This is a genomic window from Pseudomonas sp. S3_G06 (assembly GCF_054667565.1).
In genome coordinates, this window is the sequence record NZ_CP162738.1 from 4,213,567 (window position 1) to 4,238,756 (window position 25,190).

The 25,190-nt window shown below is 59.7% G+C and carries 20 protein-coding genes; 11 read left to right on the forward strand and 9 right to left on the reverse strand.

Going from position 1 to position 25,190, the window contains the following annotated elements; translation table 11 throughout:
* Positions 1-98: 98 nt before the first annotated feature.
* The 4 genes from garD to kdgD all read right to left on the reverse strand — a co-directional run bounded on the left by garD (position 99) and on the right by kdgD (position 5,635).
* Complete coding sequence (gene garD / locus AB4N47_RS18970; protein ID WP_016771706.1) at positions 99-1,652, reverse strand: galactarate dehydratase; 1,554 nt, start codon at positions 1,650-1,652, stop codon at positions 99-101.
* Between the two features lie 11 nt (positions 1,653-1,663).
* Entirely contained in the window at positions 1,664-3,028 is a 1,365-nt protein-coding gene (locus AB4N47_RS18975; RefSeq protein WP_460154302.1) for an MFS transporter, read from the reverse strand.
* A 178-nt stretch (positions 3,029-3,206) separates the two neighbouring features.
* Entirely contained in the window at positions 3,207-4,652 is a 1,446-nt protein-coding gene (locus tag AB4N47_RS18980) for an aldehyde dehydrogenase family protein (RefSeq protein ID WP_137215508.1), read from the reverse strand.
* 71 nt (positions 4,653-4,723) lie between these two features.
* A complete protein-coding gene (gene kdgD, locus AB4N47_RS18985; protein ID WP_016771708.1) occupies positions 4,724-5,635 on the reverse strand; it encodes a 5-dehydro-4-deoxyglucarate dehydratase in 912 nt (303 codons plus the stop codon).
* A gap of 298 nt (positions 5,636-5,933) precedes the next feature.
* On the opposite strand from kdgD, the gene AB4N47_RS18990 reads away from it, so the two are divergent.
* Positions 5,934-6,314 carry a hypothetical protein gene (locus AB4N47_RS18990; protein ID WP_341639079.1) on the forward strand — a complete coding sequence of 127 codons (381 nt, stop codon included), beginning with the start codon at positions 5,934-5,936 and terminating at the stop codon, positions 6,312-6,314.
* A gap of 131 nt (positions 6,315-6,445) precedes the next feature.
* Positions 6,446-6,808, forward strand: coding sequence for a hypothetical protein (locus AB4N47_RS18995; RefSeq protein ID WP_460154303.1), 363 nt, complete (start codon positions 6,446-6,448; stop codon positions 6,806-6,808).
* 7 nt (positions 6,809-6,815) lie between these two features.
* On the opposite strand, the gene AB4N47_RS19000 is transcribed toward AB4N47_RS18995, so the two are convergent.
* The 4 genes from AB4N47_RS19000 to AB4N47_RS19015 form a co-directional block, all read right to left on the reverse strand.
* Positions 6,816-7,562 (reverse strand): FadR/GntR family transcriptional regulator, encoded by a 747-nt coding sequence (locus AB4N47_RS19000; protein WP_024011597.1) that lies wholly within the window; start codon positions 7,560-7,562, stop codon positions 6,816-6,818.
* Between the two features lie 175 nt (positions 7,563-7,737).
* Positions 7,738-9,465: an ABC transporter ATP-binding protein/permease gene (locus tag AB4N47_RS19005; protein ID WP_341639077.1), complete on the reverse strand. Its 1,728-nt coding sequence runs from the start codon at positions 9,463-9,465 to the stop codon at positions 7,738-7,740.
* Between the two features lie 96 nt (positions 9,466-9,561).
* Positions 9,562-10,122 carry a response regulator transcription factor gene (locus tag AB4N47_RS19010; RefSeq protein WP_003221630.1) on the reverse strand — a complete coding sequence of 187 codons (561 nt, stop codon included), beginning with the start codon at positions 10,120-10,122 and terminating at the stop codon, positions 9,562-9,564.
* On the reverse strand, positions 10,115-11,377 hold the full coding sequence (locus AB4N47_RS19015; RefSeq protein WP_016771713.1) for an ATP-binding protein: 1,263 nt from the start codon (positions 11,375-11,377) through the stop codon (positions 10,115-10,117). The genes AB4N47_RS19010 and AB4N47_RS19015 overlap by 8 nt, the downstream gene beginning before the upstream one ends.
* A gap of 410 nt (positions 11,378-11,787) precedes the next feature.
* Between AB4N47_RS19015 and AB4N47_RS19020 the strand changes: the two genes are divergently transcribed.
* The gene (locus AB4N47_RS19020; protein ID WP_460154304.1) at positions 11,788-12,504 is read left to right on the forward strand and encodes an SIMPL domain-containing protein; all 717 of its coding nucleotides are present in this window, start codon (positions 11,788-11,790) and stop codon (positions 12,502-12,504) included.
* Between the two features lie 197 nt (positions 12,505-12,701).
* Here the strand turns inward: AB4N47_RS19020 and AB4N47_RS19025 are convergent, their stop codons facing one another.
* Complete coding sequence (locus AB4N47_RS19025) at positions 12,702-13,064, reverse strand: DUF6124 family protein (protein WP_160767833.1); 363 nt, start codon at positions 13,062-13,064, stop codon at positions 12,702-12,704.
* 1,229 nt (positions 13,065-14,293) lie between these two features.
* Between AB4N47_RS19025 and AB4N47_RS19030 the strand changes: the two genes are divergently transcribed.
* The 8 genes from AB4N47_RS19030 to AB4N47_RS19065 all read left to right on the forward strand — a co-directional run bounded on the left by AB4N47_RS19030 (position 14,294) and on the right by AB4N47_RS19065 (position 25,064).
* Positions 14,294-15,919: an ABC transporter substrate-binding protein gene (locus tag AB4N47_RS19030; protein WP_016771716.1), complete on the forward strand. Its 1,626-nt coding sequence runs from the start codon at positions 14,294-14,296 to the stop codon at positions 15,917-15,919.
* Positions 15,920-16,219: 300 nt separating this feature from the next.
* Positions 16,220-17,818, forward strand: a complete 1,599-nt coding sequence (locus AB4N47_RS19035) for an ABC transporter substrate-binding protein (RefSeq protein WP_024011591.1) — start codon at positions 16,220-16,222, stop codon at positions 17,816-17,818.
* Between the two features lie 176 nt (positions 17,819-17,994).
* On the forward strand, positions 17,995-19,410 hold the full coding sequence (locus tag AB4N47_RS19040) for an OprD family porin (RefSeq protein ID WP_122508211.1): 1,416 nt from the start codon (positions 17,995-17,997) through the stop codon (positions 19,408-19,410).
* Between the two features lie 77 nt (positions 19,411-19,487).
* Entirely contained in the window at positions 19,488-21,083 is a 1,596-nt protein-coding gene (locus AB4N47_RS19045) for an ABC transporter substrate-binding protein (RefSeq protein WP_024011590.1), read from the forward strand.
* A 73-nt stretch (positions 21,084-21,156) separates the two neighbouring features.
* Positions 21,157-22,167: an ABC transporter permease subunit gene (locus tag AB4N47_RS19050; protein ID WP_016771720.1), complete on the forward strand. Its 1,011-nt coding sequence runs from the start codon at positions 21,157-21,159 to the stop codon at positions 22,165-22,167.
* Positions 22,168-22,178: 11 nt separating this feature from the next.
* On the forward strand, positions 22,179-23,105 hold the full coding sequence (locus AB4N47_RS19055) for an ABC transporter permease subunit (RefSeq protein ID WP_016771721.1): 927 nt from the start codon (positions 22,179-22,181) through the stop codon (positions 23,103-23,105).
* A gap of 10 nt (positions 23,106-23,115) precedes the next feature.
* Positions 23,116-24,084 carry an ABC transporter ATP-binding protein gene (locus AB4N47_RS19060; RefSeq protein ID WP_016771722.1) on the forward strand — a complete coding sequence of 323 codons (969 nt, stop codon included), beginning with the start codon at positions 23,116-23,118 and terminating at the stop codon, positions 24,082-24,084.
* Entirely contained in the window at positions 24,084-25,064 is a 981-nt protein-coding gene (locus AB4N47_RS19065; RefSeq protein ID WP_016771723.1) for a peptide ABC transporter ATP-binding protein, read from the forward strand. Before AB4N47_RS19060 ends, AB4N47_RS19065 begins: the two co-directional genes overlap by 1 nt.
* Positions 25,065-25,190 lie beyond the last annotated feature (126 nt).

The following is a 25,190-nucleotide window of genomic DNA, read 5'->3' on the forward strand; positions in this document are numbered from 1 at the left end:
GCGTCTGGCAGATCGCTTTCGCGAGCAGGCTCGCTCCCACATTTGCAATGCATATCCCTGTGGGAGCGAGCCTGCTCGCGAAGAACGATGACGCGGTCTCAGGTAATCGGCGCCGGGTTGAACAAGGTGATGTCGTTATGCAGCTTGTGCTTCTCCGCCCAGGTCTGTTGCTTGCCACTGGCAACATCCAGGTAATAGTGAAACAACTCCCAGCCGAGTTCTTCGATGGTCGCGCGCCCGGTAGCAATGCGGCCGGCGTCGATGTCGATCAGATCCGGCCAGCGCTGCGCCAGTTCGGTCCGCGTCGATACCTTGACCACCGGCGCCATGGCCAGCCCGTAAGGCGTGCCGCGGCCAGTGGTGAACACGTGCAGGTTCATCCCCGCCGCCAGTTGCAGCGTACCGCAGACAAAATCACTGGCCGGCGTTGCGCAGAAAATCAGGCCCTTGTGCTTGAAACGCTCGCCCGGGCCCAGCACGCCATTGATCGCGCTGCTGCCGGACTTGACGATCGAGCCCAGGGACTTCTCGACAATGTTCGACAACCCGCCCTTCTTGTTGCCGGGCGTGGTGTTGGCGCTGCGATCGGCTTCGCCCTTGGCCAGGTAACGATCGTACCAGTCCATCTCGCGTACCAGCTCTTCGGCGACGGTTTGCGTTTGCGCCCGCGACGTCAGCAGGTAGATCGCATCGCGCACTTCGGTGACTTCGGAAAACATCACCGTCGCCCCCGCACGCAACAGCAAGTCTGAGGCATAACCCAGCGCCGGGTTGGCGGTGATGCCGGAGAACGCGTCGCTGCCGCCGCACTGCATACCGAGAATCAGCTCGGAGGCCGGCACGGTTTCGCGGCGGCGCTGGTCGAGTTTCTTCAAGCGCACTTCGGCCAGTTCCATGATCTGTTCGATCATTTCGGTAAAGCCGTGACTGGAATCCTGCAAGCGGTACAGCCACGGATCGCTGAGATCCACCGAGGCATCGTCCTCGTGCATCACCTGCCCGGCCTGCAATTTCTCGCAGCCCAGACCGATCACCAGCGCCTCGCCGCCCAGGTTCGGGTTGCGCGCCAGATTGCGCACGGTACGAATCGGGATGTAGGCGTCGGTGGCGGTTATCGCCACACCGCAGCCATAACTGTGGGTCAGTGCCACCACGTCATCGACGTGCGGGTACTTCGGCAGCAGCTCTTCCTTGATGCGCTTGACCGCGTGATCGAGCACGCCGGTGACGCACTGCACGGTGGTGGTGATGCCGAGAATGTTGCGCGTGCCGACGGTGCCGTCGGCGTTGCGATAACCCTCGAACGTGAAGCCTTCCAGCGGTGCCTGCGCATCCGGCACATCAGTGGACAGCGGCAAGCTGTCCAGCGGCGGCGCGGTGGGCATGCGCAGTTGATCTTCCTTGACCCAACTGCCGCGACGGATCGGCTGCAAGGCGTAGCCGATGATCTGCCCGTAACGAATCACCGGGCCGCCTTCGGGAATATCCTCCAGGGTGACCTTGTGGCTCTGCGGTACGAAATCCAGGGTGACCAGGCCGTCGGCGAACTCGGTACCGGCCGGTACGCCCTGATCGTTGACCACCACTACAACGTTGTCCCGCTCGTGCAGGCGGATGTAGCGCGGCGAGTCGGAATGTTCAATCAACTGCATGACGCCGCTCCTCAGGAATGCGCTTGAGACAAATTGCCGGTGGCTTCATTGCCGCCCTTGGCTGGCGGCTCTTTCAAGACCACACGCTTGATCGGGCCGACGATCACCAGATAGCTGAACACCGCGACCAGTGCGTTGGCGCCGACAAACACCAGCGCCCATTTGAACGAGCCGGTGGAGCTGATGATGTAGCCGATCACGATCGGCGTGGTGATCGAAGCGATGTTGCCGAAGGTGTTGAACAAGCCACCGCTCAGACCGGCGATCTGTTTCGGCGAGGTGTCGGAAACCACCGCCCAGCCCAGTGCGCCAACGCCTTTGCCAAAGAATGCCAGAGCCATGAAGCCCACGACCATCCATTCCACGTCAACATAGTTGCACGCGACGATGCTGCTCGACACCAGCAGACCAGCGATGATCGGCGCCTTGCGGGCGAAGGTCAGCGAGTGGCCCTTGCGCAGCAGGTAGTCGGAAATCACCCCGCCGAGTACGCCGCCGATAAAGCCGCAGATCGCCGGCAACGAAGCGATGAAACCGGCCTTGAGAATGGTCATGCCACGCTCTTGCACCAGATACACCGGGAACCAGGTCAGGAAGAAGTAGGTGATGCCGTTGATGCAGTACTGGCCCAGATACACGCCAAGCATCATGCGGTTGGTCAGCAACTGACGGATGTAGTCCCACTTCGGCCCATCGGCTTTTTTGCCTTTGTTCTGGTCCATGTCGACCATGCCGCCGTTGTCAGCGATGAAGTTGACTTCAGCTTCGTTGGCCATCGGGTGTTGGCGCGGGCTGTGGATAACCTTCAGCCACACCAGCGAGAAGAGGATGCCCAGAATCCCCATGACGATGAACACGTGCTCCCAGCCGAAGCTGTAGACGATCCAGCCCATCAGCGGCGCGAACAACACGGTGGCAAAGTATTGCGCCGAGTTGAAGATCGCCGAAGCGGTGCCGCGTTCAGCGGTCGGGAACCACGCCGCCACGATGCGCGCGTTGCCGGGGAACGATGGCGCTTCGGCCAGGCCCACGAGGAAACGCAGCATGAACAGCGCAACCACTGCCGTGGACATGCCGAACTCACCGACGAAGCCTTGCAGTACGGTGAACAGCGACCAGGTGAAAATGCTCAGGGCATAGACTTTTTTCGAGCCGAAGCGATCGAGCAGCCAGCCACCGGGAATTTGCCCGGCGACGTAGGCCCAACCGAATGCGGAGAAGATGTAGCCGAGGGTAACGGCGTCAATGCCGAGGTCCTTTTGCAGGCTGGAGCCGGCAATGGCGATCGTGGCACGGTCGGCGTAATTGATCGTGGTCACCAGAAACAGCATGAGCAGGATCAAATAGCGGACGTGAGTCGGCTTGGAGGATTGCATGCAGATGTACTCCCACTGATTATTTTTATGCGGGGTGAAGCTTCTTTGGTCTTGCATTTATTCCCTGTAGGAGCTGCCGAAGGCTCGGGCCGCGATCGGACGATCTTTTGATCTTGGTCTTAAAAACAGGATCAAAAGATCGCAGCCTTCGGCAGCTCCTACAGGGGTATTGCGTGTATCAGGAGCCTACGTAGGCGGTTTTCACCACGGTGTAGAACTCTTGTGCATAGCGGCCCTGCTCACGGGAGCCGTAGGACGAGCCTTTACGCCCGCCGAACGGTACGTGGTAATCCACACCGGCGGTCGGCAGGTTGACCATCACCATCCCGGCCTGGGAGTGGCGCTTGAAGTGGTTGGCGTATTTCAGCGAGGTGGTGGCGATGCCGGCCGACAAGCCGAATTCGGTGTCGTTGGCCATTGCCAGCGCAGCTTCGTAATCGGCGACACGAACAATGTTGGCCACCGGGCCGAAAATTTCTTCGCGGCTGATGCGCATCGACGCTTCACTGTCGGCAAACAAGGTTGGTGCGAGGAAGTAGCCTTCGGTATCGCAGGTCACCACACCACCGCCGCTGACCAGACGTGCACCTTCGGACTGGCCGATGTCGATGTACTTCATGTCCTGTTCAAGCTGCGCCTGGGAAACCACCGGACCGATGTCGGTGCCGGCTTTCAGCGCGTGGCCGACCTTGATCGACTTCATGCGCTCGGCCATCGCTTCAACGAACTTGTCGTGGATGCCAGCGGTGACGATCAGACGGCTCGACGCTGTGCAGCGCTGGCCGGTGGAGTAGAACGCGCTCTGCACCGACAGCTCGACCGCTTGCTTGAGGTCGGCGTCGTCGAGAATGATCTGCGGGTTCTTGCCGCCCATTTCCAGCTGCACCTTGGCCTGGCGCGAAACGCAGTTGACGGCGATCTGACGACCCACGCCCACCGAACCGGTGAAGCTGATACCGTCGACTTTCGGGCTGTTGACCAACGCCTCGCCAACCACGCGACCGCTGCCCATTACCAGGTTGAACACACCGGCCGGGAAGCCCGCGCGGGAGATGATTTCCGCCAGCGCCCAGGCGCAGCCCGGCACCAGATCGGCAGGCTTGAGTACGACGCAGTTGCCGTAGGCCAGGGCCGGAGCAATTTTCCACGCCGGGATCGCAATCGGGAAGTTCCACGGCGTGATCAGACCGACCACGCCCAGCGCTTCACGGGTGACTTCGACGTTGACGCCCGGGCGTACCGACGGCACGTAGTCACCGGACAGGCGCAGGCATTCACCGGCGAAGAACTTGAAAATATTGCCGGCGCGGGTCACTTCACCGATCGCTTCCGGCAGGGTCTTGCCCTCTTCACGGGCCAACAGCGTGCCGAGCTCTTCGCGACGGGCGAGGATCTCGCTGCCGACTTTATCCAGCGAATCGTGACGGGCCTGAATGCCCGAAGTGGAGTACGCCGGGAACGCAGCGCGGGCAGCGTCGATTGCGGCGTTGACTTGGGTCAGGTCAGCCTTGGCGTAGTCGCCGATGGTGTCGCTGAGTTCGGACGGGTTGATGTTGGCCGAGTAATCGGCACCGGCGACCCATTCGCCATTGATGTAGTTGTCGTAGCGTTTTGCAGTTGTCACAGGGCAACCCTCAACTCTAAAAGCCTTCACGCAAAAAGCCGCTGATTGCTCAGCGGCCTCGCTTTTCTCGTTTATTGCGCGCCTTGCTTGTCGATCAGCGCGGCGAGCATTTCGTACTCTTCGCCGGTCAGGTCGGTCAGCGGCGCACGCACCGGACCTGCGTCATAGCCGGCGATTTTTGCACCTGCCTTGACGATGCTCACGGCGTAACCGGCCTTGCGGTTGCGGATGTCCAGGTACGGCAGGAAGAAGTCGTCGATGATCTTGCCGACGGTGGCGTGATCTTCGCGAGCGATCGCGTGGTAGAAGTCCATCGCGGTTTTCGGGATGAAGTTGAACACCGCCGAGGAGTAGACCGGCACGCCCAACGCCTTGTAGGCAGCGGCGTAGACTTCGGCGGTCGGCAAACCACCCAGGTAGCTGAAGCGATCACCGAGGCGGCGACGGATCGACACCATCAACTCGATATCGCCCAGGCCATCCTTGTAGCCGATCAGGTTCGGGCAGCGCTCGGCCAGACGTTCCAGCAGCGGCGCGTTGAGGCGGCAAACGTTGCGGTTGTAGACGACCACGCCGATCTTCACCGATTTGCACACGGCCTCAACGTGGGCGGCAACACCGTCCTGGCTCGCTTCGGTCAGGTAGTGCGGCAGCAGCAGCAGGCCTTTGGCGCCCAGACGCTCGGCTTCCTGAGCGTATTCGATGGCCTGGCGGGTCGAACCACCGACGCCGGCGAGGATCGGCACGCTGGTTGCGCAGGTGTCGACGGCAGTCTTGATGATTTCCGAGTATTCGCTGGCGGCCAGGGAGAAGAACTCACCGGTGCCGCCGGCGGCGAACAGAGCCGAAGCGCCATACGGAGCCAGCCATTCCAGGCGTTTGATGTAGCCCGCGCGGTTGAAATCGCCCTGCGCGTTGAAATCGGTCACCGGGAAAGACAGCAGGCCGGCAGAGAGGATGGACTTCAGTTCTTGTGGATTCATTATTCGAACACCCTGGTAGCAACGTTTTATTGTGAGTGGACCGTTCAGCCTTCGCCGAAGTTGTAGGTCATCGTACAACTTAAAAAATAACCGTCAACTGCATTTCATCGTTGGCAGGGCTTTTTTGTCCGACAAAATCGCTGTCTATGCTTCTGGAAATCGCTGGAAGGCCCGTCCTTGAAGCATTTTCTCGCGGAAATATCTCGTCTGGATTCGTTTAATTCTGAGAGGACCAGCGGCTCGTAAAGTACGTCGACTGCCACGAAGGATCGTGGCGGACCACTCAAAGGAAGCCGTTATGTCGATGCATTTTGCTGCCCCCACCCTGACCCACGCCGCCCCTGCGCAAGACGATTGCGTGACGCTTCAGCTCTCGCAATTGCCGGACATCCTCACCGTGCAGGTCCCGGACTCCAGCGATTTCGCAGCGAACTGGAGCGTCTACGCGATTCTCGGCAGCGATGGAGAAGAGCCTGAATGGGAAGGTGATGAAGTGGACACTGGCGCCTGGGATGACGCCGAGGATGAAATGGAAAAGCTGTTCGACATCGAGGTGCAGCTGCCGAAAGAGGCGCTGCAACCGTACCTGAACCGCGAGGTGGAGCTGCGCTACAAGTTTCGGGATGAATCGAGTATGGAGCCGTATTCGCGGGCGTTGAGGTTGCGGGTTGAGGCGTGAGTGGTACGGCGTTAGAGGGCTGACCGTTGGTCGGGACTGGTATTTCTTACAGGTGCGAGGCTCTGGCAGTCCAGACATTAATAAGCGTGAGCTGCCTAGGGCTCGTTTCGACAACCAAAAGGATTTTGAAGATGACCGATAAACGCTACGCAATTCAAACTCTGCCTCCACCTGTACTTAAAGAAGCACTCGGTGGCGTCCTCTACGTGCACAACCTGATCGACCCGGCTCATGGGTTAGTACCTGTGCCCGAAGCAGCGGCGCAAGGAGACATAGTCACATTGACAGTGAGTAACTCAAACGACGCCGAGCAATGGTCAAATTCGGTGCCCCTGCCTTCACCACCGCTCCGCCCACAGCTGGAATTCAACATCCCGAAAGCAGTTTTTGAAAAAATGCTCAGTGCAGAGACCGACGCCACACTGAAATATTCCATCGAACGTTCCGGCAACGCACTGGTATCAGAGCCACTGAAAATTGAGCTCAAACACTGATACTACTTCATCCCTGCGCCTGCGCCTCTTCATGGGCCTGGCGCAGTCTTTCGCGGCTGTTCGTCAGGTGCAACCGCATTGCCGCACGCGCGGCATCGGAATCCTGGCGGGCGATCGCGTCGTAGATTTCTTCGTGCTCACGGCTCAGACGGCCCATGTAGTGCTGTTGATCATCATGAGCCAAACGCGCCGAGTTCAGCCGCGTACGCGGAATGATGCTGGTGCCCAGGTGGGTCATGATGTCGGTGAAATAGCGGTTACCGGTGGACAGGGCGATTTCCAGGTGGAAAGCGAAGTCCGACGACACCGCATCGCTGGCATGGGAGGCGCTTTCGTTCAAGGCATCGAGGGCGGCGCGCATGGTTGCCAGTTGTTCGGGGCTGCGGCGTTGCGCGGCGAGGCCAGCGGATTCGACTTCGAGGCTGATGCGCAATTCGAGGATCGCCAGCACGTCACGCAGGGTGACCACGGTGGCCGGATCGATACGGAAACCGCTCGGGCTCGGCGTGTCGAGGACGAAAGTGCCGATGCCGTGGCGGGTTTCCACCTGACCGGCGGCCTGCAGACGGGAAATCGCCTCGCGGACCACGGTGCGGCTGACGCCATGGGCTTCCATGATCGCCGACTCGGTGGGCAACTTGTCGCCACGCTTGAGCAGGCCATCACGGATCTGCTCGCTCAACACCGTCACCAATTCCTGGGCGAGGCTGCGGCGCTTGCGGGGGAGGCGCGGGGTGTCGATCAGCTTTTCCATGGTCTGCATCTTGTCTCGAAAGTTCGGCTTGGCGCCATCATAGCTCAAGCGAGTTGTACGATCACCGTCAACACGACCTCCATGTAGGAGCTGCCGAAGGCTGCGATCTTTTAATCTTGATCTTAAAAACCAAAAGATCGCAGCCTTCGGCAGCTCCTACAAGGGATCCGTGGGGTCAGGCAGTCACGGGTTGCTCCACCAAATGCCCGCTGTCGATCCGCACATGCCGTGGATGGAATCGTTTCAAACTGCTTCGGTGACCGACGCTGACGATGCTCAGACCCGGAATCTCGTCGATCAACGCCTGATACAACGTCGCCTCGTCTTCTTCATCCATCGCCGATGTAGCCTCGTCCATGTACAGCCATTGCGGTGCGTAAAGGAGCGCGCGGGCGAAGGCCAGGCGTTGTTGCTCGCCCGGTGAAAGCATGCGCTGCCAGTGATTGGCTTCATCCAGCCGCCCGACCAAATGTGGCAAGCGACAGGTTTCCAGCACCTGTGCATAACGCTCCGGCGCGTAGGTATCGCCCGGCTGTGGATAACTCAGCGCTTCACGCAATGTTCCGATCGGCAGATAAGGCTTCTGCGGCAAGAACAGATAACGCGCCGCCGGCAACCGAATATTGCCGTGCCCCGCCGGCCACAAATGTCCCATCGCCCGCAGCAGTGTCGACTTGCCGCTGCCGGAACGGCCGCTGAGCATCACTCGCTCGCCTGCTTCTACGGTCAGGTCGGCGCTGGTCAGCAAATGACGACCATCGGCCAGATCCAGGCCGAGGTTGTGCACCTGCAACTCACTGCCCTGATTCTGCACGTCGATGGCCGGGGTGCGTTGTTCGTTGTCGCTCATGGCCTGACGGAAACTCAGCAGACGATCACAGGTGGCGCGCCACGCGGCGAGATCCGAGTAGGCAGTGATGAACCAGCTGAAATTCTCCTGCACGTTGCCGAACGCCGAGTTGATTTGCATTAGCTCGCCCAGTTCGATCTTGCCGGACAGATAGCGCGGCGCGGCGACGACAAACGGGAAAATAATTGCGATCTGACCGTAACCGGAGGTGAAGAACGTCAGGCGCTTGGACACGCGCATGATGTCCCAGAAATTGTGCCAGACCAGCCCGAAGCGGTTGCTCAGGCGGCGGTTCTCATTCGGTTCGCCGTTGTACAAGGCGATGCTTTCCGCGTTCTCACGCACGCGCACCATGGAAAAACGCAAGTCTGCTTCGAAGCGTTGTTGCTTGTTGTTCAGACCGATCAGACGGCGACCGATCAAATGCGTCAGCCAACTGCCCACCGCTGCATACAACAGCGCGCACCAGAACATGTAGCCGGGAATCTCGATGCCGAACACTTCGATACTGCCCGACACGCCCCACAAAATGATCGAGAACGACACCAGACTGACAATCGTGCGCAGCAGCCCGAGGCCCAGGCTCAGGGTGTTGGCAGTGTAAGTGTTGAGGTCTTCGGAAATCCGCTGGTCGGGGTTATCGGTATAACCGCCCTGCTCCAGCTGATAGTAATTCTTGTGGTCTAGCCAGCGCTTGAAGTGTTTTTCGGTCAGCCACGCCCGCCAGCGGATCGTCAGCATCTGCGTCAGATACAAGCGATACACCGCGCCGAGAATCGCCACCGTCGCGATGCCGCAGAAATACAGGATCAACTGCCAGAACGCGGCTTCATCCTTTCTCTGCAAAGCGTTGTAGAAATCCTTGTACCAACTGTTGATCCACACCGAGATCGCTACGCTGAACAGCGTCAGCGCAATTACGGCAATCAGCAACGTCCAGGCCTTGCCCTTCTCTTCGCTGCGCCAGTAAGGCGTGGTCATCGCCCAGACTTTGCGAAAAAACTGCCCGCGCACAGCATCGTTGACCGCGGAATATTCAGCGTTCTGATTCATGGATAAGGCTCGATAGTAAAAAGAACGGACACGCGCCGATCATAGATGATCGGCGCGATTTATCGCGAGGGCTGGCGATAGTCGTTCAGCGCAGGTTCAGCGACGAACCGGACGCTTCTGCAATTTGCGCTGCAAGGTGCGGCGGTGCATGCCCAGCGCGCGGGCCGTGGCGGAAATATTGCCTTCGTGCTCGGTGAGCACGCGCTGGATGTGCTCCCATTGCAGACGATCGACCGACATCGGGTTTTCCGGCACCAGACTGTCGAGGTCGGCGTGCTCGGACAGGAGCGCGGCCAGCACGTCGTCGGCATCGGCGGGCTTGCACAGGTAGTTGCAGGCGCCACGCTTGATCGCCTCCACCGCCGTGGCAATGCTCGAATAACCGGTGAGGATCACCACGCGCATTTCCGGATCGAGTTCCAGCAGCTTGGGCAGCAGAACCAGACCGGAATCACCGTCCATTTTCAGGTCCAGCGCTGCGTAATCAGGCAGATCGGCCTGGGCGATGGTCAGGCCTTCTTCAGCGGAACCGGCGGTGCTGACGCGAAAGCCGCGGCGGGCCATGGCGCGGGCCATGACGCGGGTGAAGGTCGCGTCGTCGTCGACCAGCAGCAGATGCGGCAGTTCTTCGCCTTCGACTTGGATTTCGTCACTCATGTTGGTCTCCTCGGGCGCCGTGGGGCAGGCGCAGCTCGGTGAGCGTGCCGCCTTCCTCATGACTATAGAGTTTCACTGAGCCGCCGGCGCGTGTCACGCTGGCCTTGCTCAAAAACAGGCCCAGGCCGAAACCTTTGCCCTTGGTTGTAAAAAACGGTTTGCCGATCTGCTCGGCGATGGCCAGCGGCACACCGGCGCCGTGATCGCGAATGCTGATCGTCAAAGTCTCTGCGTCCCAGTCCAGCGTCACCTGGAGATTTTCCGGGCAGGCGTCAGCGGCGTTATTGAGCAGATTCAGCAAAGCCTGGGTCAGATCCGGCGGCGGCGCCATGCGCGGCACAGCACCCTGGCCGAGACGCTGGAAGCGGTAACTGGCTTCCGGGCGCATCAGGTGCCAACGGTTCAACGCCTCGTCGAGCCAGTCGGTGACGTCCTGCATCTCCACCGCCAGACGCCGGTTGGCCTCGGCGGCGCGGACCAGTTGCTGCAAGGTTTCCTTGCACAGCTTGACCTGATCCTGCAGCACTTTCAGATCGTCCTGCAGCAACGCATCGGGGTGATCCTGCTGCATTTCCTTGAGCAGCACGCTCATGGTCGCCAGCGGTGTGCCCAATTCATGCGCAGCACCGGCGGCCTGGGTCGCGACGGCGAGCAACTGCTGATCACGCAGCCCCTCCTCCCGGCGAATCGCGCGCAACTCTTCCTGCCGGCGCAACTCTTCAGCCATCCGCGCGGCGAAGAAGGTGATCACCGCAGCAGCCAGGGCAAAGCTCAGCCACATGCCGTAAATCTGCAGATTCTCACGGGCGACCGGCAGGGTTTCCAGCGGATAGAAACGCGTCAGCATCAGCGTGTACAGCGCCAGCGCGATGCCCGACAGAATCACCGAATAACGCCACGGCAACGTCACCGCCGCAATGGTCAGCGGCACCAGATAATAAGAAACGAAGGGGTTGGTCGAACCGCCGGAGAAATACAGCAGCGCACTGTGAATCACCAGATCGCAGGCCAGTTGCAGCGCGTACTCAAGCTCGGTCACCGGCCACGATGTGCGCAGGCGCACGGCAGTGAACACGCAGAGCAGAATCGAACAGCCCAGGGTCATCGCCAATTGCACCCACGGCAAAGGCAACAATTGCAGCCAGTAGGCCAGGCCCACGGACCCGGCCTGCGCGGCGAGCACCAGGGTGCGGATGAAAGTCAGCCGCCAGAGGTTCTGGCGAGTGGCGGAAGTCAGTTGTACGGGGGCGAGCATGAGCTCTCCTGATGAGCGCTCCAGGCGGATCGCACGGAGTATAACCAACGCGCGGGGTTCAGAGGCGAAAGTGCGGCAAACGACCACATGGCGACGATGGAGAATTCATCTGAGTTGAAGAAGATTCCGAGGGCTATTGGCGATCAATTGTGGCGAGGGGATTTATCCCCGCTGGGTGGCGGAGCCGCCCCCAAATCATGCGACCTCATTTAACCAGACATACCGCATCAGCCGTATTTGCGACTGCTGCGCAGCCGAACGGGGATAAATCCCCTCGCCACAGAAGCACTCCACTGCGCGCAGTGCATCTGTATAGAAGTTGTAACTGGGCGAACCGGATCATAGAAGTTAGAGTCTGATGGTTCACGCAGGCCGCGACCCATCACCTGCGCCTCATTCAAGGAGCCTTCATGCACACATTTCGCCGCAGCGCCGCCCTCCTCGCTCTGACCGTCGGCAGCGTCGCCAGCCTCCCGGCGCTGGCCGCCGATGAGCTGCACTACAACCAGATTTCCCTGCGCGCCGAAGTCAGCCAGGAAGTGGCCCGCGACCAGATGATCGTGACGCTCTACACCGAAGAGCAGAACACCGACCCGGCCAAACTCGCCGCCGCCATCAGCACTACCATGAACATGGCCACCGCCCAGGCCAAACAAGTCAAAGACATCACCCTGCGCACGGGCAGCCGCAACAGCTATCCGATCTACGACACCAAAGGCCAGAAGATCACCGGCTGGCGCGAACGCGCCGAACTGCGCCTGGAAAGCACCGACTTCGCCGCCCTGTCCAAACTCACCGGCGAGCTATTGACCGACCTGAAAATGGGCGGCATGGACTTCGCCATCGCCGACCCGACCCGCAAGGCCAGCGAAGACCAGTTGCTCAAAGAAGCGGTCACCGCCTTCAAGACCCGCGCCCAACTGGCCACCGACGCCCTGGGCGGCAAGGGTTATAAAATCGTCAACCTGAACCTCAACAGCAACGGATACCCACAACCGTACCTGCGCGCGCCCATGATGATGAAAGCCGCAGCCATGGATTCCGCACCAGTCACCCCGGAAGTCGAAGCAGGCACCAGCCAGGTCAGCATGACCGCTGATGGCTCGATTGAAGTGTTGATGCAGTGATTTGAGCCTGGCTGAATGAAAGACCGGCAATCAGTAAATGGTTGCCGGTTTTTTTGTGCCTGGGTTTTGTAGTGAATGATCCACCGCTATCGCTGGCAAGCCAGCTCCCACAGGTTTTGTTGTGTCTTGAAAATCGCAAATAACCCTGTGGGAGCGGGCTTGCCCGCGAAAAACGATAACGCGGTGGCCCTGACTGATTACGTACGCGGATCAACCCGATCCAGCGCCCGATTCACCGCCAGCTCCGCCAGCATGATGATCTGCTGAATCGCCAGCGCCGTATTGCGCTGCGGTCGCCCCAGCTGATCAGCGAAATCGCTGGCCAGGGTGTTGGCTGAAGCGAGGGATTCACAGGCGTGAGCCAGCAGGCTTTCAGTGTCGATGTCGGGCTGGACCAGAAACATCGTGCTGGGCGGATGGGGTTTGCCGGGTGGCGGGCAGAGATAGAAATCGAGGGCACGCTTGATGGCTTCGCGGTTCTTCGCGAGATCGTCGGCGCGCAGCGCGGCTTCGAGGGGGGTAGTGGTTTCTTCGGGTGGGTCGGGGACTGGTTTGCTCATGCGCTTCACCTATGAGGTTGAGCCATCTCGATGCCGTTTCTCACACGGCGAAGAGGTGGCAGCTTTGTGCGGGGTGAGAAAACCGGTCATAGGCACCCGGCCGGACATAAGCCCGCCCGCACAGAGCCGCCATAACGCACTTGCAGGCAGCAAACTTGCTGGCGGCAATTATGCGGATCTGGGCACTGAATGACTATGAATGTCGGGTTCTCACACCCGATCGCTGAACAACCAGCGACGACCCAAGCCTAGAGAGCGCACGTCCGACGGACAACCTGAAAACCTTGTGGGAAGGTTCGGGTTATTTGGCATCGGAATTAAACAAACTCAAGCCCTCGGGAGCCCTGGACGTGCCTCATCGCGAGCAGGCTCACTCCTACAATTGGATCGAGCACAACCTCAAGAAACAGGTCGGCTGTCAGGCCGCCTTCGCGAGCAGGCTCGCACACAGAAAAGCAAAAGCAAAAGATCGCAGCCTTCGGCAGCTCCTACACAATGAGCGCAAGCTCGAGTACCGCTTTTGATCTTGATCCACCGGCGACGTCGGAAGGCTGAGTGGAGGGATTGATCCGGGTGTGGGAGCGCAGCGACCGTTCGACGAAGTCGAACACAGCGGAAGGAGGTGCAGCGAAGCAAACCGTAGCCGCTGCGCCCGGATCGATCCCGGAGCGAAGGAACCCGAGCCTGCGAGGGCCGAACGTAGGAGCAAGCCTTTTGGGTTACCTTTTTGGCGTTTGAAAAAGGTGACCCGCCGTAAGGGCGGAACCGTAATCAGCAACACCCGAAGAAACGGATATTCACCCAAACCAACCAACACCCTGGTCGGCCCTAAGGCCGCCAAGGTGCCACCAATCGAAACACCCCAGTTGCACCAAGTAAAACTCCCCAATCCCTGCCCCAATCCACCCCACCCAAGCCCACCCCAAAAACCCCTCAACCCTGCCCATCCCCAAGGGTATAAATAAGTAACACCAAGCCCCACCCAAGCGCACAGAACGAGACCGGCGCACCATTTCAGTGCCGCAAATGCACCGCAAAAACCACCCGCAAACGGTCAAATGCGTCAAAAGTTATACGGATGCGACATTAAGGTACGTTCGTGCCACCGTTTAACGCCGCCGACCGCTCTGGATCTTGCATTGGGTATGGGGCCTGCATAAGTATCCGCAGGCACGACTCACGAGGTCGTACCTCACAACTAAAAAATGACAACAAATCATGAGGCCAACATGCTTAAACACGCGGTCATTCCGTTTCTAGTCGGCGCAGGCTTGTTAGCCTCCGCACCTTTCGCCACCGCTGCGACTAACCTGGTGTTCTGCTCCGAAGGGAGCCCGGCCGGTTTTGATCCAGGCCAGTACACCACCGGAACCGACTTCGACGCCTCAGCCGAAACCATGTTCAACCGCCTGACCCAGTTCGAGCGCGGCGGCACCGCCGTGATTCCTGGTCTGGCGACCAAGTGGGACATTTCCGACGATGGCCTGACTTACACCTTCCACCTGCGTGAAGGCGTCAAGTTCCACACCACCCCGTATTTCAAGCCGACTCGTGAATTCAACGCCGACGACGTGCTGTTTACGTTCAACCGCATGATCAACAAGGACGACCCGTTCCGTAAGGCCTACCCGACCGAATTCCCGTACTTCACCGACATGGGGATGGACACCAACATCACCAAGATCGATAAAGTCGACGACCACACCGTCAAGTTCACTCTGAAAGAAGTCGATGCCGCGTTCATCCAGAACATGGCCATGAGCTTCGCGTCCGTGCAGTCCGCCGAATACGCGGCCCAACTGCTCAAGGATGGCAAAGCCGCCGACATCAACCAGAAGCCGATCGGCACCGGCCCGTTCGTGTTCAAGAGCTATCAGAAAGACTCGAACATCCGTTACACCGGCAACAAGGATTACTGGAAACCTGAAGACGTGAAGATCGACAACCTGATCTTCGCCATCACCACCGACCCGTCGGTGCGTATCCAGAAGCTGAAAAAGAACGAGTGCCAGGTCACCCTGTTCCCGCGTCCGGCCGATCTGAAAGCGCTGAAAGAAGACAAGTCGCTGAAGATGCCGGATCAGGCTGGCTTCAACCTGGGCTATATCGCTTACAACGTGATGGACAAGGTCAAGGGCAGCAACGAGGCCAACCCGCTGGCTGACCTGCGCGTGCGTCAGGCGCTGGACATGGCCGTGAACAAGCCGCAGATCATCGATTCGGTTTACCAGGGCGCGGGCCAACTGGCCGTCAACGCCATGCCGCCGACCCAGTGGTCCTACGACACCACCATCAAGGATGCCAAGTACGATCCTGAGAAAGCCAAACAGCTGCTCAAGGAAGCCGGCGTCAAGGAAGGTACCGAGATCGTCCTGTGGGCGATGCCGGTGCAGCGTCCGTACAACCCGAACGCCAAACTGATGGCTGAAATGCTCCAGTCCGACTGGGCCAAGATCGGCTTGAAAGTGAAGATCACCAGCTACGAGTGGGGCGAGTACATCAAGCGTTCCAAAGGTGGCGAGAACCAGGCCATGATCATTGGCTGGAGCGGTGACAATGGTGATCCGGACAACTGGCTCAACGTTCTGTTCGGCTGCGACTCGCTGAGCGGCAACAACTTCTCCAAGTGGTGCGACAAGAAGTTCGACGGCCTGGTGAAAGAAGCCAAACGCACTACTGACCAGGGCAAGCGCACCGAGCTGTACAAACAGGCGCAACACGTCCTCAAAGATGCAGTTCCAATGACACCTATCGCTCACTCGACGGTGTATCAACCCATGCGCGCCAACGTGCAGGATTTCAAGATCAGCCCATTTGGCCTGAATTCCTTCTACGGCGTCAGCGTCAGCAAGTAAGACATTGCAACGGCGGCGTTTCTGACGTCGCCGTTGCTTTATCTACCGGGAAAAAAGGAAAAGGCCTACACCCAAATCCGCCGCAGATGATTGCTTCGGTATAGGCGCGTCGACTTTTCCTACGAGCATTAAGGCAATTACGTATTTACTGCCAGAGGCACGGTGCCTACCGTCGCGTACTGACCAGTGTCTGCGTGGGCCACCGGTTTTGCCGTACGTATTGGATTGAGCTCAATGCGACCAGAAAGTCCCGGGATAGGGACCCTGACGCATTGCACAACACTAAAAAGAGGGAGCGTCATGCGCCATACCTTGATTTTTTCCGCACTGTTGGGCGCCGGCCTGTTGGCCGCCACGTCTGCAAGCTACGCCGCCAGCGACAGCCTGGTGTTTTGCTCGGAAGGCAGCCCGGCGGGTTTCGATACCGCGCAATACACGACGGCCACCGACAACGACGCCGCCGAGCCGCTGTACAACCGCCTCGTCGAGTTTGAAAAAGGCGCGACCAATGTCGTACCGGGTCTGGCGACCAAGTGGGACATTTCCGAAGATGGCCTGAAATACACCTTTCACCTGCGTGAAGGCGTGAAATTTCATACAACCCCTTACTTCAAGCCGAGCCGCGATTTCAACGCTGACGATGTCGTGTTCACGTTCACTCGCATGCTCGATGCGCAACAGCCGTTCCGTAAGGCCTATCCCACCGAGTTTCCGTACTTCAACGGGATGAGCTTGAACAAGAACATCGCCAAGGTCGAGAAGACCGGGCCGCTGACCGTGGAGTTCACGCTCAACAGCGTCGATGCCGCGTTCATCCAAAACATCGCGATGAGCTTCGCTTCGATTCTGTCTGCCGAATACGCCGACAAGCTGCTGGCCGACGGCAAGCCGAGCGACATCAACCAGAAGCCGATCGGCACCGGGCCGTTCGTATTCAAGAGCTACCAGAAAGACTCGAACATCCGCTATACCGGCAACCCGCAGTACTGGGATCCGAGCCGGGTCAAGCTGAAGAACCTGATTTTCGCGATCAATACCGACGCTTCGGTACGCGTGCAGAAGCTCAAGGCCAACGAGTGCCAGATCACCCTGCACCCGCGCCCTGCCGATGTTGAAGCGCTGAAGGCCGACCCGAAACTGCAACTGATTTCCAAGCCGGGCTTCAACCTCGGCTACATCGCTTACAACGTCCGCCACAAGCCGTTCGATCAACTGGAAGTGCGTCAGGCGCTGGACATGGCGGTGAATAAACAGGGAATTCTCAACGCTGTTTATCAAGGCGCCGGCCAACTGGCCGTCAACGCCATGCCACCGACCCAATGGTCCTACGACGACACCATCAAGGACGCCGCCTACAACCCGGAAAAAGCCAAGGAACTGCTCAAGGCCGCCGGCGTGAAAGAAGGCACCGAGATCACCCTGTGGGCGATGCCAGTGCAGCGCCCCTACAACCCGAACGCCAAGCTGATGGCCGAAATGCTCCAGTCCGACTGGGCCAAGATCGGTCTGAAAGTGAAGATCGTCAGCTACGAATGGGGCGAGTACATCAAGCGCACCAAGAACGGCGAGCACGACGTCAGCCTGATCGGCTGGACCGGTGACAACGGGGACCCGGACAACTGGCTGGGCACGCTGTACAGCTGCGACGCCATCGGCGGCAACAACTATTCCATGTGGTGCGATCCGGCTTACGACAAGCTGATCAAACAGGCCAAGGTCGTCACCGACCGCGACCAGCGCACCGTGCTTTATAAACAGGCCCAGCAATTGCTTAAACAGCAAGTGCCGATCACGCCTGTCGCCCACTCGACGGTCAACCAGCCGTTAAGCACCCGGGTCGAAGGGTTTAAAGTCAGCCCGTTCGGCCGCAACGTGTTCTCGGGTGTCAGTATCGATTAAACCAACCGATTAGCCGCAATGCTGAGGGGAGCCGTCTACTCCCCTCACGCAAGCGCTTTGCCGAAATTCGCCAATCCGGCCTTTTGCAAACGTTTGCGATGTGTGAACGAGTTCTAAACCAATAACCGGCATACCAAAAAAAGCCGGGATAAAAAGAAAGTAAAGGAGCTTCACCCATGAAACTGAGCAGCACCGCGATACTGGCCCTGGCCATCAGCAGCATCACCGCCACGGCTTATGCGGAAACCCAGAGCCAGGCGTTCACTCCGGTGACCGTCAACGAGAAGAGCGCCCAGGCCGAAGCCACCGGCTTCCTCGAAGGGCAATCGATCAGCGGTTCGACCCGTAACTGGTACGCCAACGAACAACTCAAGCGTGGCGGCAAGTTCGCTTACCGCAAGAATGGCCAGTCCACCGAAACCGATCGCCGGATCAACTGGGTCCAAGGCACGATCATCAAGTACAACTCGGGCTTCACCGAAGGCACTGTCGGCTTCAGCACCGAAGTGGCTGCTTACAACGCGATCGCCCTTGAGCGCGACCGCGAGAACCTCGCCGCAAACAACGGCGGCGCTCCAGGCACTCGCCCAGGCGCAGGCAACAACCGGACCTTGACCCGCGAAGGCGGTGACGCTGTCGGCCAGTGGAGCAAGCTGGGCCTGGCCAACGTCAAGGCGCGCATCTCCAACACCACCCTGACCGCCGGCCGCATGAACTTCAGCAGCCCGCAAGTCGACGTGATCGGTAACCGTCCGCTGCCATCGAGCTTCGAAGGTATCGCGATCCACAGCGAAGAGCTGAACAACCTGGCGTTCGACGTCGCAACCTTCGACCGCGTTTCGCCACGTACCGAAGAAAGCCTGAGCAAGTTCCGCTCCGAATACGGTGACATCAACGCTGAAGCCGATCACGTCAACACCGCCGGTATTTCCTACCAGCCGTTCGCCAGCCTGACCACCAGCCTGTGGGGCACCCAGGCCGAAGACCTGTGGAACCAGTACTACTTCGGCGCTACCCACGTTTTGGGTGACAGCTCGGTACTGAGCCTGACCACCGGTCTGAACTACTACAAGACCGTCGACGAAGGCAAAAAACTGCTCGGCGACATCGACAACGATACCTACTCGCTGTCGTTTGGCCTGACTCATCAGGCCCACACCGTGACCTTCTCGTACCAGGAAGTGAACGGTAACGAGTACTTCGACTACCTGCACGAAACCAACGGTATCTACCTGGCCAACTCCCTGCTCTCGGACTTCAACGGCCCGAACGAGAAGTCCTTCCAGGTTTCCTACGGCCTCAACATGGCTGAGTACGGTGTACCAGGCCTGAAATTCAACATCTACCAGGCACGCGGCTGGGGCATCGACGGCACTCACTACAAGGGTGGCGGCTACGATGGCGTGCAGGCGATGGATGGCGAGCACCACTATGAATACGGCGTCGGTGCAACCTACGCAGTACAGAGCGGCCCGCTCAAAGCCACGACCATTCGCGGCACTTACACCGCTCACCGTGCCAGCGAAAACCAGGCTGACGGCAGCATCAACGAGTTCCGTCTCGTAACCACCATCCCGTTCAACATTCTGTAAAAACGCCAACCAACGGCTGACTCATGATGAGTCGGCCGTTCGGTTTTCTGTCTTCAACCGATTGCAGAGGGTTATCGATGAAAATGCTTCCCCTACGTGCGGCCATCGCGGCTGCGTTGCTGAGTGTCGCTGTCGGCGCCTCGGCCAAACCCTTGGTGGTCTGCACCGAAGCCAGCCCGGAAGGCTTCGATATGGTCCAGTACACAACTGCAGTCACGGCGGACGCTGTGGCCGAAACCATCTTCAATCGCCTGGCCGATTTCAAGCCCGGCACCACCGAGGTGATCCCGGCACTCGCCGAGTCCTGGGACATCAGCGAAGACGGCCTGACCTACACGTTCCACCTGCGCAAAGGCGTCAAGTTTCACACCACCGAATATTTCAAGCCGACCCGCGACATGAACGCCGACGACGTGGTCTGGAGCTTCCAGCGTCAACTGGACCCGAATCACCCGTGGCACAAACTGTCGAGCGTGGGCTTCCCATACTTTGAAAGCATGGGCTTCAAGGAACTGCTCAAAAGCGTAGAAAAAGTCGACGACAACACAGTCAAGTTCACCCTGACCCGCCGCGAAGCGCCGTTCCTGGCCGACATCGCCATGGCGTTCTCGTCGATCTACCCGGCCGAATACGCCGACCAGTTGCTCAAGGCCAACAAGACTGGCGATCTGAACAACAAGCCGATCGGTACCGGCCCGTTCATCTTCCAGCGCTACGCCAAGGATGCGCAGGTGCGCTTCAAGGCCAACCCGGACTACTTCCGTGGCAAGCCACCGGCCGATGCGTTGATCCTGGCGATCGCCACCGACAACAACGTGCGCCTGCAAAAGCTCAAGGCCAACGAGTGTCAGGTCGCGCTGTATCCGAAACCGGATGACATCCCGAGCATCAAGAAAGACAGCAAGCTGAAAGTCGACGAGCTGGACGCGATGACCGTTTCGTACATCGCCATGAACACCCAGCACAAGTACATGAGCGACGTACGCGTGCGCAAAGCCATCGACATCGCGTTCGACAAGGAAGCCTACGTCAACGCGCTGTTCGGCAAGGGTAACGCGTCGGTGGCGGTCAACCCGTACCCGCCGACCCTGCTCGGCTACAACCATGATCTGAAAAACCCGCCACGCGACCTGGACAAGGCACGCGCCCTGCTCAAGGAAGCCGGGGTTCCGGAAGGCACCACCTTCACTCTGTTCACCCGTAACGGCGGCGGTCCGACCAACCCCAACCCGATGCTCGGCGCGCAGATGATGCAGGCTGACCTGGCGAAAGTCGGGATCAAGATCGACATCCGCGTGATGGAATGGGGCGAGATGCTCAAGCGCGCCAAGGCCGGCGAGCACGACATGGTCTCGGCCGGATGGGCGGGCGACAACGGCGACCCGGATAACTTCCTGACGCCTATGCTCAGTTGCGAGGCCGCCAAGAACGGCGAAAACTACGCACGCTGGTGCAACGAGAAATTCCAGGCACTGCTGGATGAAGCACGGGCTAAAGTAGATCCGGCCGAACGCGCCGCGCTCTACGAACAGGCCCAAGTGCTGTTTAATCAGGACCAGCCATGGATCAGCATGGCCCATACTCGGATGTTCACTGCAATGCGCAACAATGTAGAGGGCTACCACATCAGCCCTCTCACCACTAATAACTTCGCCACCACCCAGGTGAAGTAGATAAGAAACGCCCGGTGCTCCTGACCTATGGAACACCGGGCACGCCTAACCGGCTGATGAGGTACCACACAAGATGTTTAGTTTTATTGCCCGCCGACTGGGGTTATTGATCCCCACGTTTTTCGGCATCACCTTGTTGACTTTCGCGTTGATTCGCATGATTCCGGGCGACCCCGTGGAAGTGATGATGGGCGAACGTCGGGTCGACCCCGAAATGCACGCTCAGGCAATGGAACGCCTGGGGCTGAACAAGCCGCTGTATGCCCAGTATCTGGACTACATCGGCAAACTGGCCCAGGGCGATCTCGGTGAGTCGTTGCGTACCCGTGAAAGCGTGTGGACCGAGTTCACCTCTCTTTTCCCGGCGACCCTGGAACTGTCCATGGCCGCCCTGCTGTTCGCTGGCATCCTCGGGCTTCTGGCCGGGGTGATCGCGGCACTCAAGCGAGGATCGCTGTTTGACCACGGGGTGATGGGCATCTCCCTCGCGGGCTATTCGATGCCGATCTTCTGGTGGGGCCTGATCCTGATCATGTTCTTCTCGGTGAGCCTGGGCTGGACTCCGGTGTCCGGGCGCATCGACCTGCTGTATGACATCGAGCCGAAAACCGGCTTCATGCTGATCGACACGCTGCTGGCCGATGACGTCGGCGCGTTCTTCGACGCCCTGCATCACCTGATCCTGCCGGCCATCGTGCTCGGTACCATTCCGCTGGCGGTAATCGCGCGGATGACCCGTTCGTCGATGCTTGAAGTGCTGCGCGAAGACTACATCCGCACCGCCAAGGCCAAAGGCCTGTCGCCGTCGCGCGTAGTGTTCGTCCACGGTCTGCGTAACGCACTGATCCCGGTGCTTACGGTTGTAGGTCTGCAAGTCGGTACTTTGCTGGCCGGTGCGGTCCTGACCGAAACCATCTTCTCCTGGCCCGGCATCGGTAAATGGCTGATCGAAGCCATCGGCGCCCGGGACTATCCGGTGGTGCAAAACGGCATCCTGTTAATCGCCTGCCTGGTGATTCTGGTCAACTTCGTGGTGGACATCCTCTACGGCTTTGCCAACCCACGCATCCGTCATCAGCGCTGAGGTCAATACCCATGAGCACTCCAACATCCTCAGTAGCCACCGCCACGTCCGCCGTGGATCAAAGCCTGCTGTACCCGTCGCCGTACAAAGAATTCTGGCAAGCGTTCTCCAAGAACAAGGGCGCCGTTGCCGGCCTGCTGTTCATGCTGCTGATCATCTTCTGCGCGATCTTCGCGCCGTGGGTCGCACCGCATAATCCGAGCGAGCAATACCGTGACTTCCTGCTGACGCCGCCGGCGTGGCTCGAAGGCGGGCAGATGCAGTTCCTGCTCGGCACCGACGAACTCGGCCGTGACCTGCTGTCGCGTCTGATCCAGGGTTCGCGCCTGTCGCTGCTGATCGGCTTGTCGTCGGTGGTGATGTCGCTGATTCCGGGGATCCTGCTGGGTCTGTTCGCCGGTTTCTTCCCGAAAGTGGTCGGCCCGACCATCATGCGCCTGATGGACATCATGCTGGCCCTGCCATCGCTGCTGCTGGCCGTGGCGATCGTCGCCATCCTCGGCCCTGGCCTGATCAACACCGTGATCGCGATTGCCGTGGTTTCCCTGCCGTCCTACGTGCGTCTGACCCGTGCTGCCGTCATGGGCGAACTGAACCGCGACTACGTCACCGCCGCGCGTCTGGCCGGTGCCGGTCTGCCGCGTCTGATGTTCATCACCGTGCTGCCCAACTGCATGGCGCCGCTGATCGTGCAGGCAACCCTGAGCTTCTCCTCGGCGATTCTCGATGCCGCCGCACTGGGCTTCCTCGGCCTCGGCGTCCAACCGCCAACTCCTGAGTGGGGCACCATGCTGGCCTCGGCCCGCGACTACATCGAACGCGCCTGGTGGGTGGTAAGTCTGCCTGGCCTGACCATTTTGCTCAGCGTGCTGGCAATCAACTTGATGGGCGACGGCCTGCGCGATGCGCTGGACCCGAAACTCAAGAACGCCGCCTGAGGAGATTCAAATGTCACTGTTAGAAATCAAGAATCTCAACGTCCGCTTCGGCGACAAGACCGCGACCCCGGTGGTCGACGGCCTAGACCTCAAGGTCGACAAGGGCGAAGTGCTGGCCATCGTTGGCGAGTCGGGTTCGGGTAAATCCGTGACCATGATGGCGCTGATGGGCCTGATCGAGCATCCCGGCATCGTCACCGCCGACTCGCTCAGCTTCGACGGCAAGGACATGCTCAAGCTGAGCAATCGTCAGCGTCGGCAGATCGTCGGCAAAGACCTGTCGATGGTCTTCCAGGACCCGATGACCGCACTGAACCCGAGCTACACCGTCGGTTTCCAGATCGAGGAAGTGCTACGCCTGCACCTAAAAATGTCCGGCAAACAAGCGCGCAAGCGTGCCATCGAACTGCTGGAAAAAGTCGAGATCCCGGGCGCCGCCAGCCGCATGGACGCCTATCCGCATCAACTGTCTGGCGGTATGAGCCAGCGCGTCGCGATCGCCATGGCGATTGCCGGCGAGCCGAAACTGTTGATCGCCGACGAACCGACCACCGCGCTGGACGTGACGATTCAGGCGCAGATCATGGATCTGCTGCTGGCGTTGCAGAAAGAGCAGAACATGGGCCTGGTGCTGATCACTCACGACCTCGCGGTCGTGGCTGAAACCGCCCAGCGCGTCTGCGTGATGTACGCCGGCCAGGCCGTTGAAGTCGGTCAGGTGCCGCAACTGTTCGACATCCCGGCGCACCCTTACAGCGAAGCGCTGCTCAAGGCGATTCCCGAGCACAGCCTCGGCGCCTCACGCCTGTCGACCTTGCCGGGCATCGTCCCGGGCCGTTACGACCGTCCGCAGGGTTGCCTGCTGTCGCCGCGCTGCCCGTATGTGCAGGACAACTGCCGCACCCAGCGTCCGGGCCTTGATCCGAAAGCCAACAGCCTCGCCCGCTGCTTCTACCCGCTGAACCAGGAGGTGGCGTAATGGCCGTCGTACTTACCGCCCGCGACCTTACCCGTCACTACGAAGTCTCCCGTGGCCTGTTCAAGGGCCACGCCACCGTGCGCGCGCTCAACGGCGTGTCGTTCGAACTGGAAGCCGGCAAGACCCTTGCCGTGGTAGGCGAATCGGGCTGCGGCAAATCCACCCTCGCCCGCGCCCTGACGCTGATCGAAGAGCCGTCGTCGGGCTCGCTGCAGATCGCCGGTCAGGAAGTTGCCGGCGCTGACAAGGCCGAGCGCAAGCAACTGCGCAAAGACGTACAGATGGTGTTTCAGAGCCCGTACGCGTCGTTGAACCCACGGCAGAAAATCGGTGATCAACTGGCCGAGCCGCTGCTGATCAACACCAAGCTGTCGGCCACCGAACGTCGCGAGAAAGTCCAGGCGATGATGAAGCAGGTCGGCTTGCGCCCTGAGCATTACCAGCGCTATCCGCACATGTTCTCCGGCGGTCAGCGTCAGCGTATCGCTCTGGCGCGGGCAATGATGCTGCAACCGAAAGTGCTGGTCGCGGACGAACCGACTTCGGCGCTGGACGTGTCGATTCAGGCCCAGGTGCTCAACCTGTTCATGGATTTGCAGCAGGAGTTCAACACCGCCTACGTGTTCATCTCGCACAACCTCGCGGTGGTGCAGCACGTGGCCGATGACGTGATGGTGATGTACCTCGGCCGCCCGGTGGAACTGGGACCGAAAAACGACATCTACGAGCGCCCGCTGCACCCGTATACCCAGGCGCTGCTGTCGGCGACCCCGACGATTCACCCGGACCCGAACAAGCCGAAAATCAAGATCGTCGGCGAACTGCCCAACCCGCTGAACCCGCCACCAGGCTGTGCTTTCCACAAGCGCTGCCCGTACGCGACCGAGCGCTGCACCACGGAAGAGCCGCTGTTGCGTGAACTGGATAATCGGCAGGTGGCTTGCCACTACGCCGAGCAATTCCTCGACGGCGCGGCGTAGGCCGCGGCAAGACCTGTAGGAGCTGACGAGTGCAACGAGGCTGCGATCTTTTGATTTTCACAATCAAGATCAAAAGATCGCAGCGTTCCGCAGCTCCTACAGGGGATTTGCGTTGAACCAGAGTTA